The 18,844-nt window shown below is 61.4% G+C and carries 11 protein-coding genes; all 11 read right to left on the bottom strand.

The features are described 5' to 3' along the window. Positions 1-140 precede the first annotated feature (140 nt). A complete protein-coding gene (locus tag ACGHP5_RS10515; protein WP_390566618.1) occupies positions 141-4,391 on the bottom strand; it encodes a hypothetical protein in 4,251 nt (1,416 codons plus the stop codon). Between the two features lie 119 nt (positions 4,392-4,510). Then, the gene (locus ACGHP5_RS10510) at positions 4,511-8,890 is read right to left on the bottom strand and encodes a hypothetical protein (protein WP_390566616.1); all 4,380 of its coding nucleotides are present in this window, start codon (positions 8,888-8,890) and stop codon (positions 4,511-4,513) included. Positions 8,891-8,938: 48 nt separating this feature from the next. After that, entirely contained in the window at positions 8,939-9,850 is a 912-nt protein-coding gene (locus ACGHP5_RS10505) for a FimB/Mfa2 family fimbrial subunit (RefSeq protein WP_390566614.1), read from the bottom strand. A 114-nt stretch (positions 9,851-9,964) separates the two neighbouring features. After that, positions 9,965-11,521 (bottom strand): Mfa1 family fimbria major subunit, encoded by a 1,557-nt coding sequence (locus ACGHP5_RS10500; RefSeq protein ID WP_390566612.1) that lies wholly within the window; start codon positions 11,519-11,521, stop codon positions 9,965-9,967. A gap of 191 nt (positions 11,522-11,712) precedes the next feature. Beyond that, on the bottom strand, positions 11,713-13,233 hold the full coding sequence (locus tag ACGHP5_RS10495) for a hypothetical protein (protein ID WP_390566610.1): 1,521 nt from the start codon (positions 13,231-13,233) through the stop codon (positions 11,713-11,715). A 65-nt stretch (positions 13,234-13,298) separates the two neighbouring features. Continuing rightward, positions 13,299-13,901 (bottom strand): DUF3575 domain-containing protein, encoded by a 603-nt coding sequence (locus tag ACGHP5_RS10490; RefSeq protein ID WP_390566608.1) that lies wholly within the window; start codon positions 13,899-13,901, stop codon positions 13,299-13,301. 220 nt (positions 13,902-14,121) lie between these two features. After that, a complete protein-coding gene (locus tag ACGHP5_RS10485) occupies positions 14,122-15,312 on the bottom strand; it encodes a tyrosine-type recombinase/integrase (protein ID WP_390566606.1) in 1,191 nt (396 codons plus the stop codon). A 249-nt stretch (positions 15,313-15,561) separates the two neighbouring features. Continuing rightward, positions 15,562-16,014: a hypothetical protein gene (locus ACGHP5_RS10480; RefSeq protein ID WP_390566604.1), complete on the bottom strand. Its 453-nt coding sequence runs from the start codon at positions 16,012-16,014 to the stop codon at positions 15,562-15,564. 9 nt (positions 16,015-16,023) lie between these two features. Then, positions 16,024-17,370 carry a DUF2586 family protein gene (locus ACGHP5_RS10475; RefSeq protein WP_390566602.1) on the bottom strand — a complete coding sequence of 449 codons (1,347 nt, stop codon included), beginning with the start codon at positions 17,368-17,370 and terminating at the stop codon, positions 16,024-16,026. A 14-nt stretch (positions 17,371-17,384) separates the two neighbouring features. After that, positions 17,385-17,684, bottom strand: a complete 300-nt coding sequence (locus ACGHP5_RS10470) for a hypothetical protein (RefSeq protein WP_390566601.1) — start codon at positions 17,682-17,684, stop codon at positions 17,385-17,387. A gap of 81 nt (positions 17,685-17,765) precedes the next feature. Continuing rightward, positions 17,766-18,809, bottom strand: a complete 1,044-nt coding sequence (locus tag ACGHP5_RS10465; protein ID WP_390566599.1) for a hypothetical protein — start codon at positions 18,807-18,809, stop codon at positions 17,766-17,768. Between the last annotated feature and the right edge of the window lie 35 nt (positions 18,810-18,844).

Genomic DNA, 18,844 nt, shown 5'->3' with positions numbered 1-18,844 from the left:
GAACGCCTCCGAAGGGCGGTTTTGCCCCCTCCGGGGCCCCGGAACCGCCGCCGGAGCCGGGAAGGTTCGCGGCGGCGGACGCAGGGTCGGATCGTTCGACCCCCGAAAGGGGCGGTTCGAGGCTCCTTATCTAATCCGTTTTATTGTTTTTTAAGCTCAGCGATTACCCCCTCCTCACGCATTCTTCGTGTGCTGTTTGTACTCTGTGATTGATTCACATTGACAGCGGTAACTTTGTATCGAGGTATAATGTATTGAGTCGGGTCCCGAAGTTGGATTGGGATGTTAAGCGCATAACGTGCCTTGCACCCTTCACAATAGACATTGAACATTCTACCGCTTCTTCGAGGCCCATCGTATTCGTACCCAATGTTTGAAACCATATTCGGCCAAGTGCCGCCGAGGTTCTGGCAGTAGTGAATATCGTGAGTTTGTACTCCATTGTGCATCGTAAAATGTCCCCAAATGCAGGCTCCTTCCTTTGTCCCTTGCCAGTCTACAGCCGGGTTAAGGCGCGTCGTCACGGTGCCTTTCGTAACTTCTGCGTCGATTGTCGATCGATCGGAAAACGCGGCAGCGTCAGTAGTTATATGCACATAAATCCACGAGTTCTGCCGGTTGTCAAAAAACCCGTTTCCCTTTTTCACGTCATCTGGTTTATTCGAGGTAAATCTGTGGTTTAAAGTCCAAGTACTTGTCTGACGATTGATGATGCGCAAGGCTCCGCCAATGTTTACGCCACTCCCGTCCTGCCATATTTCGGGATTCGCCATAGCAACCCATGTACTGGTCCCGTCATCCGGATTTGCCTGTAAGTATTCGACGGTAATCTTCCTCAGTGTATTCGCGTTAGTGTTGGCCACGACGGTGGGCGGCTCCCAGAGCGTGCCTTTAGCGTATTCGATCGTATAGCCGTCCGTGTCGGGATAGTAGGTCGTCTCTCGCTGCGCCTCCGGCATGATTTCGTAGTCGCTGTAGTAATTCTCGACCTTCAGGCGCACCTTCAGGCGGAGGAAGTAGCTGTCTGCGAAGTCGAACTTCAGGTCGTGGCTCGCTGGCGAGAGCCAGATCTGTCCGGTTGCCATGTTGCGGGCCGGCGGAAGTATCTGCATGCCGTAGTAGTAGTCTACGGCCCCGATCTCCACGGTTTGGTTCAGGTCGTTGCCCCCGTTGGTCTCGGGCCTCCGCTCTCCGGTGTAGGCGAGCCGCACGCGGGTCTTGGGCGCCATCTGGCTGTTTTCGTCCAGGGAGAGCAGCTCGGTCATCTTCTTGGTATGGCGTGCGTATCCCTGGTCGTTGGTGCTGGCCACGTCCCACTCGGCGGCGATGTCCTCGGTAGCTCCCGCCGTGACGAGGTCCTGCGTTTTTACCTGCAGCTTGCCCGTGGCGTTGGTCCACAGCGACACCAGCGCAGGGGCCCACCGGCCCTCGTCGTACATCTGGTCGAGGTTGGTCTCGGGGTCGAAGGGCCATGTGAGCTCGTTGGTGTAGGCGGGCATCTCGCGCCTGAAGGTGAGGCTCGAAGCGTACTGCTCCACGTCCTCGGCCTCCAGCTGCGGGTTGGCGTTACGCAGCTCCATGCGGAGCGTCCGCTCGCCCGCGACGGGCACGTTCCTGCCCTGCGGCGCGAGCTGGTCGTGCGTGCCGAGTGTCAGGGGTGTGGCCCGCTCGGTCATGTGTCCCATCCAGGTCTTCTCGACGGTGCCGTCCTTCGGGCCGTCGGTGGTCTTGACCCGCTCCGCGGTCTTCGACGTCCAGCTTCCGAACATCTGCGCGTAGACGTCGTCCCATGTCTCGGAGCCCTTGCCCGTGTATCCGTCCGTGCCCTTGTTCCAGCTCCAGTACCAGTCGGTGTTGCTGGTCATGTCGATATTCTCCTGTGCCGGGGCGAGCTCGCCCTTGAAGTCGCGCGTCCACTCCGTACCCTTGAGCCGGTCGGGATCCTCCGCTCCGGTGATGGTCACATCGGGCGAGGTCTGGGGCCGCAGCACCAGCGGGAGTCCGTACTGCACGATCTCCATGGTCGAGGAGCTCTCGTCGAAGCCGCCCTCGGCGCTCTTGGCCTGCAGCAGGTAGCTGCGCCGTCCGATGTTGGTCTTCGGCTGCACCTGGACCGAGGTGGGCATCGTCCAGCCTCCGGTCTGCTTCTTGCCCATGACCGTTGCCAGGTTGTATATCCATTCCGGGTTCGAACCCATGCCCGCACCGCGTGTAAACCACCACACCAGCGTCGAGTTGGCGCTCACCTTGGGCTGCTGCCCCGTCTCCCAGGCGCCGTTGTAGAGCGCGAAGACCTGGTTCTTGTAGCGTCCCAGTCCGTTCTCGACGAACCAGCTCACCTCGGCGGTGCTTTGGTAGGCGTAGAGCGTGCCCTTGGCCACGGTGTTGTCCAGCGCGGGTACCGTGACCTCGAAGTCGAACTTGAACGAACGCGCCACGCCGTCCGTGAGCGGTTCGGGCATCAGGAGGTAGCCCCCCTCGGGATCCACGGCGAAGAAGTTCTCCTTTGCGAAGCGCGGGTCGGGGAAGGGGTCCGTGTCGGCGGGTATGATGTCCCACTCGTGCGTGGTCGTTCCGTCCTGGCCCAGCCAGCGTACGGTCATCGTGTAATCGCGCTTGGTCGAGACGTCGATGGCTACGTGCGAGGGTTGCTGGGGCGTGTTGCCGTAGTTGAGCTCCTCGGGCGTGAAGGTGATCTTCACCACCTCGAGGCTCGACTGCCGCAGCCGCACGCGCACCTTCATGCGCCCGGCCTTGAAGGTCAGCACCGCCTCGCGCGTCTTCACGTTGGTCTCGCCCGCGGCCTGGTAGAACTCCGTCATGCCGATACGCAGGCGCGTGGAGCCGTTTTTGCCCTGCGAGGGCCACTCGGGATCGCCCCACTTGATCTCCTTGCCCTTGTTGTCGTAGAAGCGCACGGCAGCCTGTGCCGTGGCGTCCGCCTCCATGGTCCATCCCGTGCCCAGCTCCCCGTCGTAGTCGGTCTCGACGTTGAACTCCACGGCCGAGCCGTCGGCGTAATATTCCTGGTAGGTCTTGTCCACGTTGAGCACGTAGACTCCGTCGGTGGTGATGTCACCGAGTTGATCGTCCTGGTTCCACGAGAGCACCTCGACGGTCATGTTCGTGTGGTCGCTCTTGAGCGCCTCCTCCGGGGTGTCGGTGCCGGGGCCCGCGACCGAGATGATGTTCACCACGTAAGCGTGGTTGCGCAGGATGTCCAGACGCGTGTCTTTCGTAGGCTTGAGGGGGTTGCCGTCGGCGTCGACGCTCCGCTGATAGATGTCCACCCGGTAGTAGGTCGGCGCGGCCGTCGCGCTGCCGAACTTGCCGCCCACCACCAGGGCCACGCTCGCATCGCTCTCCAGCCCGTGGTTTTCGGCCTCGGGGACGTAGACCGTCCGCGTGAAGCACTTGTGCGTGGCGGCCTCGGCGCCGGTGGGGAAGTTGGGATGCAGGGTGAGCATCTCCGAGCCGTAGAGCACGGGGTCCTGCTCCACCGCAGGGAAGGCCGTAGCGTTCAGTGCCGTCTGGTTCACCTCGTCCCAGTTATCCTTGTCGGGGGCCACGCGCCCCTGCCCGGGCGTGCGGTATACGCGCAGGTTCTCCAGGGCGAAGTAGGTGTCGCCGCCGAGCCCCTCGGCCTGCATCGCCGAGAGCGTGTAGCTCCCGTCGGCGTTCTTGAGGAAGTTCACGCCCACGTCGATGCGTGCCGTGGCGCGCGTGAGCTTGATCGTGCCGATGTCGGCGCCCGAGCGCACCTGGAAGTCCCCCGTGCGGCCCCACATCGGGAAGGGCTGGAACGCCCCCGTAATGCCGCCCGCGGGCCATGCCACGGCCTTGCCCTGCGTCTTGCCCGGAACCGTATAGCTGAGCTCCTGCTCCACCAGCGTCACGATCTCCCGCTCATCCTGCACCTGTGCGTTCAGGGCCGTGAAGTCCGGGTATCCGGCACCCCCGCCCAGCGCCTCGAGCTCCGCCCCGCTCAGGCCCGCCACCACCGTGGCGATGAAGCGGACGCCCGTCTCGCCCTCCACGAAGGGTATGTCCATCGTGTAGTAGCGACGGTCGGGGTCGTGGTCGGGGTTGTCGGTGCGCTGCAGGTTTTCGGGCACAGCCACGCGCTTGAAGATGTATTTGTCGTCCGGGCCCTTCATGTAGAGCAGCACGAAGAGCTCATCGGCGTCGACCGTGCACTCCTGCTCCGCGCTGGCCGCATAGCTGGCCGCGCCGCCCGCAATGCCCGGGACGCGCAGCGTGAGCTGCATCGCCTCGCCCGCCCCGGCACCTGTCCCGGAGCCGGGGCCGTCGTACTCCGGCGTCAGATCCTTCGTGCAGCCGCCGGACAGCACCGTACACGCCGCCAGAACCTTCAGCAGGGTTGATCTCATTCTCTGTTTTAGATTCTTCATATCGTCATTTTTTCTCGTTTTTCCCTATGTTGAGTCCCTCGTCCCGCCTCCCCGCCGGGCGCTCTTCGCACCCGGCAGGGAGGGACGCGCTTGTGCGGTTACTGCTTCGTACCCATAAAGTCGCTGTTCACCGTCGCGGCCTTCCCGGGCTTGATCGTCGAGGGGTCGCGCACGTAAAGCACGGTCATCGCTGCGGACTCTCTGCCATTCTGATCCACGTAGCGGGCGGATGTCCCGGTAATGTATTTCCATGCATTCGTCACGCCGTGCGTCCCATTACAACCGAATTGGCTTGGCCAGCCGTTCCGCCCGCCATCGTCCGTCAGGACGTTCTTCGTTATGGTTTCAGGGTGATACCACTGCTGGCCGGTAACTCCTGTCGTACAGTTATAGTTAAAACGGCCTATGAGGTTTACGCAGACCGAAACGTCCTTGCCGTAGAGCGTCTTGTACTCATCCGCGTACGCGCCGGCCCGCCAGTCGTTGGGGCCGTTGACTACCGAGCGGTCTATGGGAATTGCCGCGCGGAAGCCGTAGCCCGTCAGCTTGCAGGTCCTGGAACGATAGCCGTCCAATATGCTGAATTTGAAATAAAAGCCCGAGGCCCCCGCGACCGCTTCATACAACCTGCCGACCGCCCCTCCGCCGGCATTAAGCTGGTCGAGGTTCGGAAGTGCGGTGGGCGTCTTGCCCAGGACCTTCTGCGCGGAGCCCATCATCGCATCCTGGATGAAGAGGAACTTCTTCGTATCCGGGCCCATCGTGCCGTCGTGGAACACAGGGCTCCACTCGGTCTGGCCGTAAGGTATGTACTCGGCCCAGTAGGCGAACAGATCCTTCTGGGAACTGTTGAAGGGCACCGTGACCTTGATGTAGCGCTGGCCCTTGCTGCCGTCGAGCGTGTAGGTCTCGTACTGGATCGAACCCGCAACGGGGTTGCCGTCCGTATCGTACGTCTGCCGGACGATGCGGACCTGCTGTGCATCGTGGTAGGTGCTGTTCGAGAAGTCCAGCAGGATCTCCCCGCCCTCGTAGCTCATGACGCTGCCGCGCGAGAGGTTCGTCGTCAGGGGGATGTTCATCTCATAGCCCGTGTAGTAGGTCCGTTGCAGGGAGAAGGGCTCGTCCTCCTTGTCCTGCGCCGTCTGCCGGCTGCCGCTCACCGTGAGGACCCAGGTGACCTTGTCCTTGGTGAAGTCCACGTAGTTGGCTGCCGGAACGACGGCCTGCTTGGAAAGGATGCTGCCGATGCTGTGGCTCTCGTAGCCCTGCAGGGGCGTGAATTCGCCCTGGTCCACCACCTTGCCGTCGCGCGTGATCTCCCACTTGAGCGCGGTGTTCGTGTTGAACGCCAGGTTTTCCGTCGCCCAGGCGGGGAAGTTGCCCAGGTTCATGTAGTCCCAGCCGTTGAGCGGCCATTGGGAGATGTGCCACAGCGAGGGTATCGTGCGCTGCACGCGCACCGTGCGGCTCGCCGCATCGATGCGGTCCGCATCGCCGGTGGGATCCAACTGGTCGTGCGTATTGCGTAGCTTCAGATCCACATAGTAGTCGCCCGCCAGGGGCAGCTTGGGGTTGAGCTTGGTCAGGGCCTCGTCGCTCACGGCCGTCGTCGAGAGCCACGGAAGCTGCAGGCTGCGCCACGAGAAGGCCGTAGTCCACACCTTGGTCGTGGAGTTCTTGTCGCTGTTGCCCGTGGTGGCATTGCCGATGCCCGCCGCGATTATGCTCTTGTCCTCGGAGGAGAAGTAAGCCTTGTAGTAGGGATGTCCCTGGCCGATATGCAGCGGCGTGGTGTAGGCTATGCCTGCCCCGGGCAGGTCGTCGCTCGCCCCGGTGATCAACTCCCACCACCAGTCGGTGTTGGCACGCACGTTGACCGCCTTGAAGGTCGCAGCACGCACGGGCCCGAAGTCCAGCACGTACCGTTTCTGGTCGTTCGGATCCTGGTAGAAGCTCGCGACGTTCGTTCCCGTGCCGCCCTCGGGCTCCAGCACCAGCGCACCGCCCGCCTGATGGATCTCCACGTAGCTCGTCGTGCGGTCGAAGCCGTCCTGGTCCGAGGCCGCCTGGAGCCGCATCACGCGGTCCGCGATCTCCGGATTGGCGGGTACGGTCAGCGTGAGGCTTGCGTTACCCGTATAGTCCTTGTTGCCCATCTCGCGCCACTGCTCCAGCCACTCCACGCCCGAGTAGTTGCCCTCGGTCATCTCACGGCTGGCGAAGTACCACTTCAGCACGTTCCCGCCCGTGTAGACGTAGGGGGTCTGCGTGCCGCCCTCGGCAGGGAAGGATACCCTGTGGTAGACGGGCGCGGTGATCTGCGATCCGCCTTGCCGGTCCCACAGCTCCCAGGTGAGCTGCCAGTTGCTCTGCTCGACCTCCAGCACCCGGGAGGCTGTAGAGCCGCCCGGCCACTCGGCCGTCACCGTGAAGCGCCACATGCGCGGCGCCGCGGGATCCGTACCGCCGTTCTGCTCCGCGTCCCACTTGTTGGGCAGCAGTTGGAAGATATTGCCGCCCGAGGCGCTCTGCTCGAAGAACCTGCGGTCCTTATCGTCCGCATCGTCCGTAAAGCCCGCCGGGAGCGTGATGCCCGCATTCGCGGGGTCGTTCGTATTCGAAATGTTGTATTTTACCGTATTGCCCGCGGCGTCCTCCCACGAGACGTAGAGCGTCACGTTCTCGGCCGGGGAGGGCTTGGCCGTCACGAACTGCCCCGACTTGGGATTGCGCGTGAAGGACATCTTCTCCGGGGAGAGAGAAAGGGATACCGTGGAGAGCACGTCCTGCATGAGCTCCACGTCCTGCGTCATGCGCCCCGCCGTGAAGCGAAGCGTCACCGTGCGCTCCATCTGGTCGCCGGCCAGATCTTCCGTATAGCGCGTGAGGCCCACGCGCAGCACTCCCGTTTTGTTGGCGATGCCCTCGCTGACCTCCATCTTCGCCCAGTCGGCCTCGGGGATCACCTGACCCGTCTGGTCGTAGAAAATGAGCGCCGCCTTGTCCGCAGCGTTCGGGATGCTCATCTTCCAGCCCGAAGCCGCCGCGTTGCCGGCCAGCAGGTAGTCCGTGAAGACCTTCAGCTCCTGCGCCGTGCCGTCCTGATGGTATTGCATCTGCGTGGCGCTCACGCTCAGGCGGTACTGCCCGTCGGTAACCACGTTGCCCATGTTGTCGCCCTGGTCCCAGCTGCGGATCTCGATCTCCATGTTGATCGGCTCCGAGGCCGCCGCCAGCTCCGCCGTCGCATAGCCCTCGCCGCGCACCCGCAGGATGTTGATTACGTAGGCGTGGTTGCGCAGGATGTCGTAGCGGTTCTGTCCCGAGGGCTTCACCTGTCCCTGCTCGTTCTCCGCCGTACCGCCGTTTGCGCCCGTGCGGTCGTAGAAGTCGATGCGGTAGAAACTCTCCGCACCGCCGTTGTAGCTGCCGCCCACCACGATGTAGAAGGCGTCGTCGTCGTTATCCACCCCCTTGTTCTTCGTCTCGGGGAGGTAGATCTGCCGGCGCAGCATGTTCTTGGCCGTGCCGCCGGCCGTATAGTGAGGTTCTGTCGTGTGCATCGGCGTCGCCTGGTCCACCGTCGCCGCCGTCGCCTTGTGCTTGTCCTTGTCGTAGTTCCCCTCCGCCGGGGCGAGGTGTCCGCCGCGTGCCGCATTGTAGAGCCGCACGCTCCGGATCTCGAAGGTGTGCCCCGGGAGATCCATGTCCTGGCCGTTGATGTTGTCCAGGTCGTAGGTGCCGTCCCACTTATTGTTTTGGTCCAGATTCTTGCCCGTGAGGTTCACACCCACATCGATGCGCGCAACGGCCCGCAGCAGCGGAATCGTCTTCACGCTGGCCGCCTGGGCCGTGAAGGGGCTCGACTCGCCCCACAGAGGCAGCGGCGTGAAGCCCGTGGCAGGCTCTCCCGTGCCCGTGTTCCATACCGTGCCGTCCGCATGCTCGAAGCGGATCAGCGTACGCGCATTGTCGATCGTGCTGCCCGCGAGCCGGTCGTCGTAGAGCGCCATCTGCACCTCGTCGATGTTGCTTACGATCATCGCGCGGTACTTCGCGTAGTTCGTGCCGTCCGCCTTCAGGGGAAGCCCCACGCGGAAGTTCTGCCGGTAGTTGCCCGAGGTGCCCGCCTGCGAGGCGCCCCACTGTTTCTCGTCGGGCGTCAGCCGGTCGATATAGCGGAAGTCCGCATCCGCCGTACCGCCGTCCGAGGCGAAGAAGAGCACGTGCAGCAGCTCGCGCTGCACGGCGCCCTCCTGCGTAGCACCCAGCGCGTAGCTCTGGGGCGCCGCAACGCCCGGCACGCTGATCGAGAGGCTCAGCTCCCCGCCCGTGACGGCGGGAGGCTCCGCCGGCGGAGCCTCGGGGCCCATGTCCATCTCCTTCGAGCAACCCGCCAGAGCGCCGCACAGCAGCAGGGCCGCCGCCGCGTAGCGCAGGTTACGGAATGTATGTCGTATATGTCGTGTCGTCATAATAGCCGTTTTTTATGTGATCCGTTCATTGCCATCCCTCCCGAAGGATCAGATGCCGCCGTCGGATGTGTCTATAATGGTCCAGTCCAGTACTTTGATGGCCGTAAGGACCATATTCGCGTTGAAGAGCAGCGTGTACTCGTCGTAACGCCACAGGTCTTCGTCCGTGTTGATCTCGTCGCTCTGCATCAGCAGCGGGACGAGCAGTTCGTCGTAAAGGGTCTGCGAGCCGTTGAAAACCGTGACCCGCATGTCGTCGCCCGTGCACAGGTGCATGGTCGTGAAATCCGCGCCCAACGCCTGCTGGTGGCCTTCGACATAATGTGTGTACTCGGGAAGATAGGTCAGAGACCGGCTGGCGGCCTTGCTGCCGTCGTAGTTGTATGCCCCGTTGCTGCCGGAAAGCTGCACGCTGTAGGGTGTCCCCGAAGCGTTCCTCGTGCCCGACATCGCGCCCTCTAAAATCACATGCACCGTATTGGTCAGCTTGCGCAGCGACATCAGACGGTGCACCGGAGTGCGCTCCGCGTCCGTCTCGAAGTTCAGGGTCCCGTGCAACAGGTGGCCGGGACGCTGCGACACCACGCCGTCGGCGTGCTTGAGCGCGAGGTTCATCGCCTCCGTACGCTCCTGGCCCGTCAAGTCGTAGTGTACCTGCGTGTAGTTCGCCCACAGCACTGCCGTATAGGAAGCAGCGCCAGGTCCGACACTCAGCGATAGGCTCTGCGCGGCAATCTCGTCCGCGGTGAGCGTGCGGCTCCACAACAACTCTCCGTTCTGCCCGTAGAGGAAGAACTCGGCGCTGCTTACTTCGCTCGCGAACCTATCCACTCCGTCCTTGTTGTAGGTGAAGTTCAGATCGAGTCGCACCTCTGTGGGGCAATCGCTCAGGTCCTCCTTCGTGCAGCCCGTCCCAAGCAGCGCGGCCGCCAAAAGAAGGGAGTAAAGTAAACGTCTCATAGAATAAATTTTGTCGTTATAACTGCATGGTCTTGATGTTAAAGAAGGGAAGAAGCCCGCCCTCCGCTCCGTAGTCCCTCACGGACGGCCGGGCCCCTTCCTTTCCTGAGTGGTTTAGATACCGCCCTCCTGCTCTACCAGACGCCACGGAAGAACCTCGATCGTGGCCTGCATGTGGGCATCCTGCTCGATATCGCCGGGTTTGTTCGTTACATCCTCCTCGCTGGCGTCGCCAGGACCTGCGATGCTCGTGATATTCACCTTGTAGGAGTTGTTACGCTTTACCGAGTACTTGTTCGGAACGTCCACCAGACGGTTGTCGGCCAGGTGCAGGCCGTAGTAGCTGGTAGCATCCTTGTAGTAAACGGCCTTGTAAGCGGTAGCGTCCCAATCCTTGGCGTTCTCGGCTACACCGGGAGCAACAGGATCATTAGCGGGCTTGAACGCGATCGCCTTGTGCCAGCCGTCTGAGCCCAGGTCGATTACCTTCGCAGGAGCCTGGGCTACGATATCCTCGGTGTAGACACCGGCGCAGTAGTATTCGATCTGGCCCTCGGCGTTGATCTTGGCGACACGCCAGAAGTCAGCGCCCTGCGTGTAGCCGTGAGCGTCGTTCTTGGTGCCGTCCGGGTTGACGAACACCGCCTCGTCGATCTTGATGTTGAAAGTACCTTTGACAGAGATGTAGGCGCCTTTATGACGGATTTCGGCGGCGTTGGCGTTCTCCGTAATGTAGGAGTGCGTGCCGAAGGCTACGAACGTAGGCTCATCGCCGACATTGGCCGGAGCGCCGTTGTGGAAGTAGTCCACCGTCTTGGCGACCTGAACGCCGTTGGTGGAGGCCCAGCTATCCGTGTTATCAGCACCATTGTAAGCGAAGTTCACGGTCGAGTTGTAGTACGGGGTAAGGAGCTGGTTGTACGTGCCGATCTTGCCCGTCACACCGGCCTCGTATACGGGGAACAGGTAGAAGCGCTTGGGGTTCTGACGCATGCGGTAATTAGCGTTCACCAGCTCACCGCCCGTAGCCTGGGTAGTGCCCAGCGCCGGGGTTACCTTGACAGAGGCACGGCCGATGTAGATCGTGACGTTGTTCTTGCCGCCCGCCACTGCCGTCTCGTCAGCCTGCTCGATGATTTTCTGCGGCTCGTCCACGGCGCCTTCCGGATAGACGTTCGTCATCCAGAACTCTGCATTTTTAGTGAGCTCTTCAACGTTAGCGACCTCTACCACGGTCTTCTGCACGTCGGCGAGCTTCTTGCCCAGAAGCTGGTCGTCCGCCGGAAGCTTGGCGGCGTCGAAGTTGGCCAGCGCGTAGAACTTCTTGGCGCCCGTGGTCGTCACGAAAGTCTTGGCCTTGGCCTGGATATCAGCCGCCTCGAAATTCTCGATCTGAGCCAGTACATCGTTCGAGAAGACCAGCACCTTCACGCTCTTGAGCTCCGTTTCTCCCGTAACAGGCTGATCCGGGTTGTTCACATAGTCATTGGCGGCATAGCTGCCCGCAGGACGGCCGTACTGCGAGATGCGAAGCGTTGCAAGGGTGCTCAGACCCTCCACCACATCCGAACCGCCCGAGCCTCCGCCCTGGGGTCCTTCGGCGTCCTTGCTGCAGGACGACAGCGCCACCATAAGCGCCAGAGCGCCTGCAAAAATCGATCTTGTTTTCATAAATGTAAAAAATTAAAAATTGGTAAAAAATGATTGAAAAATGAAATTAAAAAAGGTGTCATCGGATGATAAGTCCGTATGTTATCAGCATACCGTTTATCTGTCTCTGTTTAACCTGTATCCGTATTTGTCCCCGTTCGTCCGTATGACGGTTCGGGGCCGGAAGCCCCCGCCGCCCCGGGCGCAAAGGGCTATTTGGCCGGGATGTTCACATCTTTGAAGGTGCGGGGCTCGGCCGTGCGCCGAAGCGCGTCCAGGAACTGCGCCGCAGTCCGGTCTCCGCCCTTGGCGGCACGCTCCAGCAGCGGCAGTGCATCCGCCTCGCGGCCCGTGAAATAGAGGCTTATGCCCTGCAGCAGGTCGCGCCTTGCGCCCGGCTCCGCCGCGCGGAGCGTCCGCAGCGCCTCGGCGTAGTGTCCCGCGGCAACCTGTGCGGCGCCCTCGGCCAAAGCCTCGGCGGCCGCGTCGGGTACATTCTCGTAGTAGACCTTGATGAAGGCCGCGTTACGCAGCTCGGGGAACATATGCTCCAGCATATAGAGGTAGGGGCGGCCGCTGCCGAGCTTCATCAGCTCCAGCTCACGTCCCTGCTTGACGGGCACGTTGTCGATAATGCGAAGGATCTCCTCCTTCTCGTACATGTCGCTCGCGGCCACCAGCCGGCGCAGGCCGCGCCAGTCCTCCGAACCGTTGAACAGACGCATGGAATCCCGCGCGAGCGCCGTGTTCTCCCCGATGAACTCCTTGAGGCTCAACGCACGGTTCCACGCCAGGCGGTCGTTGAAGGCCAGCGTGCCCTCCGGAGAGGCGCTGCCCACGACCGCCACCAGCGCCACGCGCGAGCTCTTCGAGGCCATGATGGCGCTGATGCTCGAAGCCAGATTCACAAGCGAGGCGTTGTTGTCGCGGAAATAACGCTCCAGAACGCTCTTGCCCTGCGGGAAGTAGATCTTCAGGGCCCCCTGCTCGTTCGCGGCGATGAACTTCTCCAGCTCCTCCTGCTGGGCCGACTCCGTGCCCTTGCCCATCTTCAGCGGCATATCCGGGTCGAACAGACCGCCCTGGGAGGCTGCCTCCCGCGCTTCGAGCGCCGAGAGAGGCTCCACGAAGCTGTAGGCGCGCGCGAGGCTGTCGCCCGTAGAGAGCCGCTGCGAAGTGCGCGCGAGATCGGCTGCGCGGGCCAACAACGGAGCCGTGTCTACAGAGGGTATCGCCACGACATCCGAGGCCAGCGTGACGATCCCGAGCCGCTCCGTGCGGCAGCACCCTGAGCGGAAACGCTCCAGACGCAACTGGGAGCCCTCCATCCACTTCTCCAAAGGAAGCGAGGCGGCGTACTCCACCGTCGAGCCCTCCTCGGCATGCAACGCACCCGGAGCCGGATGACGCAGGTCGCTCGCCGTGAGGTCCGCAACGCGCGGACGCGCACTCCGGGCATCCAGAATCTCGACACGCCGTCCGTAAACCTCGATCGGGCGAAGCGCCTGCTGCGAAGCCTCGCTCACCAGCACCGGACGAAGCGTCAGCTTATAGTCGCGACCGCCCGTCACATGGCGTCCCAGCTCCGCGCGGAAGCGGATACGGAGGCTGTCGCCGTCCACCGACGCGCGCAACCCGCGCACCGCAATGCCCTCGTGCAAAGGAGTGGCCGCGACACCCTGGAGCGCAGGGAGCAGAGCCGTCAGCATAAGAATGAGAATCTTTCCTTTCATATCGAATGATTTTTGATTGTCTCTCGTATCTTTTTCGTGTGTATATGATTTAGGTGTCCGCCACGCTACCAGATCAGGAAACTGAGCGTGATACCCGCTTTCGTGGGGCCGAAGTAGAGGCGGCTGCCGTCCCGCTGCTCGATCTTGCCGCAGCGAAGGCACTCGTAACGGTCGTAGTTCAGGTACATAACACCCACGCCCACGGTGAACTCCAGGTTCCACCGCTTGCCCAGAATCACGCTGTAGCCGTACGACACGCCGCCGCCCGTGGCCCAGCCCTCGAAACGAGAGTCTCCCGAGCCGTCCCCGAAGAGCAAAGGCAGGTTATGGCTGCCGATATTGTAATTGGAATAGAGGGCATGAACGCCCAGAAAATGACCGTTGAAACGCTGGCACGTCCAGTAACGGAACTCCGGCATCGCAATCCAGTGGACCAGCTTGCGGTTGTCCTCATCCGAACCTTTCAGGTTGAAAGGGTTGTAACCACCCGAAAGCTCCACCGTCCAGCGCGGGGAAATGCCGATCTCAACACCGAGATTCGGAGTCCGGGCAAGACCCCCGTAAAGCAGGTTCGTCTTGATAGCGAACCGATCCTGTGCCGAGAGCCGATTGGCGCCCACACCCAACAAAAAGACAGTCAATACTCCGACTAAGTAGAATCTCTTCATATAGCTTTTCCTGTTTTACCGGCAGCTTAGAGAGAGGTTCTGTTTCTTGGTAAGAAAGAGAAAAAGAAAAGATGAATTAATAAACACCCTGTATTACAGCGCGTTGCAACTGTCGTTCTTTACCGAGGCGTATTTTTATCTGCAAAATGTTGCAAATTTCTTGTTTCTTTTTTTTGCAGAATAACTTGAATATGTTACTTTTGCAACCAAATTAGGTGACCTAGAGTGAGCCGTTTCTTTGTACTTTCTCTTTCTTACCAAGAAACGGAATTTTCCTGATTATTCCCGAGAGTCGCCTTCTTATCCCCGAATCCGTTTCTTTTTTGCGGGCAACAGCTCTGGTTTTGTGTTCCGTAGCCCCCTCATTTTTCAAGGCAGGAGAGCCCCGGCGTCCGGCGTTTCTCGAACGGGGTGCGGCGCGCGTGTTTCTTGCACGGCGCGCAGACGTCGGGCGCAGCATGCGGTTCACCATATCGTCCACCTCGCGGTCCACGCGGCTGACGGAGATATTCGACAGGTAGATCTGCGTGGTCTGGATACTCGTATGTCCCAGGCACTGGCCGATCAGCTCCACGCTCTTGCCCGCTTCGAGCATCAGCGTCGCCCATGTATGGCGCATCACATAGGTCGTAAGCGGAATCGGAATGTCAGCCTCGGCGCCGATACGCTTGGCCTGGGCATTGATGCGCCGCAGGGCCGACTCCTCGCTCAACGCACGACGGCCCGCATAGCGGCCCTCGTGCAGGAACGGGAACACCCACGCCGTGTCGCGGCGCCGGTAGCGCTCCATGATCCGCGCCGCTTCGGGCGTGACCTCCACGTCGATCGGACAGTGCGTCTTGCTGCGCAGATAGAAGATATGACCGTCGGAGCTGACCATGTCCCACTTTAGGTTGTAAACGTCCTGGAAGACCATGCCACGCTCGTAGAGGATGAACAAAAGAACGTCCAGAGCGCAGTGCAGGTGTGCCGGCAGACGCGCCCGCAGCGACGGGTGCACCAGGCGCCGCACCTCGCCTTCGGTGAGGGCCCGTTTGGCATGACGCACACCCTTGATCCGTATGCCGGCAAAAGGGCTCGCCCCGCCCTTCCAGCGCAGACGACGCAGCACCAGAAGATGGCTGCACATCGCACGCAGGGTCCGCAGGTAGAAATCCACGGTCTGCGGCTTGCCCGCATGCTGGGCGCGCAGCCACTCCACGAAGCCCCCGACCCACTGTGCCGTGACGTCCTGCAGCCGGAATGCCGCGGCATCATCGCCCAGATAGCCGGCCGTCTTGTGCAGGACGGCGCGGTAATTGGCCGCCGTGCGCTCGCAGCCCTTGCGTTGCTTGTTCTCGATGACGGCCGTAAAGCCCGCCATCAGTAAAATCGACGGAGTATTCTCTCCGAGTTCTTTCCTGTTTCCCATAATAATACACCTCCGTTAAAAACATTTTTTCTTTTTCGGTGCCGAATTAAATCAAAACGGAAAGACTTTATTCGGTAATTCCCGGCTTTTTCGGCGCTCGGCCCCACCGCACGGACGCGGGGGACCCCAAAACGTCATGGGAAGAAGGTGTGGCAATTTGCGGGCCCCGAATCGTCGGCCGGCACAATAAAACGACAGGGGCATGACTTACATCATGCCCCTGTTCGGTGTAAAGATAAGACGGATGGTTCAGAGCGTCGAATTGCCGATCTGAATGTCGAAGGGGTGCAACTGGAACTCGTGCGTGATGTTCGTGTCGTCCTGCTGCGACTCCATGGCGTCCTCATCGAAAATGCAGCCCTTCAACGTGATTGTCGTCGTCGTCCAGTCGTCCGACGCCAGCGGGTTGGCGAACGAGACGATCAGGTCGAACTCGCCGATGTCGCACAGCGAACCGTAAATCGAGCGCAGGGTCTGCTGCGTGTTGTAGTCCATCGTTATCGAGGCTTCGTAGACGATGTTTCCGAAGCCGCGGCTCACGGGTTTGCCGCCCAGACCGTAGTTGCTTTCGATCTTGCGCTTGCGGCTCCACTTGATACCCGAGACCCCTTCGAGCGTCGTCGAGCCTTCGTCGATGCCCAGCGCCGTCGAGGAGAGGGTGATCATCGACCAGGAATATGCTACGTTGTTTATTATCGGCATACCTTGATATTATTTGACGGTTAGTGAAAGGCCCTCTTCGACGTAGATGCGCGTGGCCACACCCACCGGGACGATCGTGTAGCCGATGCGCAGCGTGTCGTTCAGGAGCACGTTCTGGTTCGGGTCGATCACCACCGAATAGCCCGAGATCTCCTGCGCCGCCTGCATCTTGGCAAGGATATCCCCGATCAGGGTGCTGAAGGCCGTGATCTTGGAGGTGGCCAGATAACCCGTCGTGGGGTTGACCATCAGCGGGGAGTTCACATACGGAAGCAAGGCACTGCGCACCTGGCGGCGGCTCTTGTTGATCGTACGGTTGCGGGCGATGGTGCGGAAGTCGCCGTGCGAGCAGGTCTGGTCGCGCGAGATATAAATCCCGTTCTCACGCCCGGCGTACTTGATGGGAAACATATACCCCTTGTCGTCCAGCTCGTCGAGCAAGGTCGGAGTGAGCGACTCATAGACGTTGACGCTCGTAAGCTGGTCGTCGGCATCCAGGTTGATGTCCCCGAATCCCAGCTCGATGTCCTGAAAGTCGTCGGCGAAGAGGTTGAACTGCTTGACCCACGCCACGGACTCCTGCACACCCGCCCGGGCGACGGCGCCCATCACGGCGCCGAGGAACCCTACGGGGGCGTTAGTCATATTGCGCAGTTGCATGCGGTGTACCTGCTCCGAGGCCGACTGTCCGAAGATGACGCTCACGCGGCTCGACTCGCAGATGGCCGTGGGGATCTTTCTAAGGTCGATCTGCCGGCCTGCCGTAGTCTGTGCCCCGGTCGTCGAGGGGTTGGCCGACAGAATGATCGACAAGGGCTGGTTCTGAGCGGCCATCGCCTCGGCCTTGTCCTGAAGGCTTCTGACCAGGTTCAGGGTGTAAGGCTCCTCCTCGCTGCCCTGCCTCCAGAGCGGCTGCTCGGTCCACACCCCCAACTGGTTGATCATGCCTCCGGCGGCGCGCTGCATCACGTCCACGGCGTCCCAGTCCTTCGAGCAGTCGGCGAACATCACGTAGAGCCTGCCGGCGCTGTCCACGCCGCCCGACATGCGGAAGAACTCGCGGATGTGGTAGGCCGGGATCCCGTACATGAAGTTCTCGACCGCCTCCTGGTCAGGGTCTATGACGTCCGTCCACTCGATGATGCCGAAGTCGTTGATCGATGACTTGCGGCTGGTGACGTAGACCACATCGCCCGCCTTGAGCTTGTTTTCGTTGACCTTGCCGTAACCCTCGCTGAAGAGCTTCGGCTGCTGCGAGATGTCGAAGAGCAGTCCGGTGACCCGCTCCTGATCCGAGGGGGCCTGGTACGGGATATTGCCGTCGACATCGCTGATGAATACATTTCCAAGTGCCATCCGGGCGATCGTGTTTAAGGTTTGTGGTAAGGGTTCGTGTAGAGCGTGGCGTCGGTGCAGAACACCGGAGGCGTGTCGGCGGTGTAGGTGCCGCCCAGGCGGTCGATGTAGAGCTTGTCATAGCCGCGGAAGACCTGCAGCAGGCGTCCGGCATACTCCGGGACGGTATCCGGGGACGTCGGAGGCGTGGGAGTGCCTTCCGGGGTCGTCTCTTCCGTCTCCGGCACTCCGTCCGGCTCACCAGCCACGGGCGCCGACATGGGCGCTGCCGCGGCGGGTGCGGCCATATCGTTGTCTGTTACTTTCTTTGCCATAATGTGTGGGATTGGAGAGAAAAAAAAGAGGAGGCGGAGACTTGCACCCCGCCTCCCGGGCAGGTTGCCCCGGTATGGGGATTAGGCTTTCTTGTAGGCGGTGTGTACGACGATCTCGGCAGGCTTGACGATGTTCACGTCCATCTTCATGCGCATCTGGAAGAAGAAGAGCTCCGAGTTGGACTGCAGGCGGTCGACCTTCAGAACCTCCGTGTCGTTGGCGTAGTCCACGCCCATCCAGAGGTTCGAGTCGATGCCCGTGGTGAAGTTGCCCAGGACGATCGTGTGCTCGGGAACGCCCGTGATCGGGATGATGCGCTTGCCCTTGAAGCGGTAGCGGTTCACCTCCGTGTTCTCCGAGTATTTGACCGTCTTGTCCGTGAGGTAGCGGTCGTAGAGATCCCACATCTCCCAGCTCATCACGAACGAGAGCGGCTTGCGGCGGATCTGCTTCGGGCACTTGGTCCACATGGCGTACAGGGCCGCCTCGATGGCCGCGCCGTCCGCCAGCTCCGTGTTGCCCGAGAGGATGCACTGCCCGCCGGCGACGGTCTCGGCGTCCGTGGCGTTCACGTTGTCCAGAATGCGCTTGATGACCCCGTCGAAGTATTTCTCCTTGCCCGCGCCGATGGCCGTGCAGCCCGCAGGGGCCGTGATGCCGGCCGTGGCCGAACCGCCCTTGGCCGCAGTCCAGATCGCGCCGCCGATGTACTCGTTCTTCTTGTCCATCAGAAGGCGCAGCATCGTGGCCTGCAGCTTGGGGTCCAGTTCGCGGAAGACAAGGTTGCCCGTAGGCTGCGCGAAGCGCCAGTAGGACTCGAAGTCGCGCGGGTCGAACTCCAGGTAGACCATGAAGTCCTGCGGTTCGAGGTAGCGCTCCGTGAACTGGTACTCGTTGAAGCCGTCGGCGCCCTTCGCCCCGTGCGTGCTCTGCGGCGTGGGGACGTTGTCCTGGATGACCTCGCCCAGACGGATCGAGGGAAGCGTGTATTTATGCTGGATGCCGCTCTTGATGTGGATCAGCCCTTCGCGGTAGGTGTCGTTGCCTTGGGCCGTGTAGGTCAGCAGGTCTTCGAGGACCTCGCCGTTGTAGCCGTTCTGTAAGAATGTTGCCGTATCAGCCATTATCGTTGTGCAGATTAGTTTTCGTTGTCCGTTGA

The organism is Alistipes sp. i18-0019-D1, assembly GCF_042852885.1.
Taxonomy (GTDB): Bacteria; Bacteroidota; Bacteroidia; order Bacteroidales; family Rikenellaceae; genus Alistipes.
Note: the sequence above shows the minus strand (reverse complement) of the source record. Positions and strands in the feature narration are given on the sequence as shown.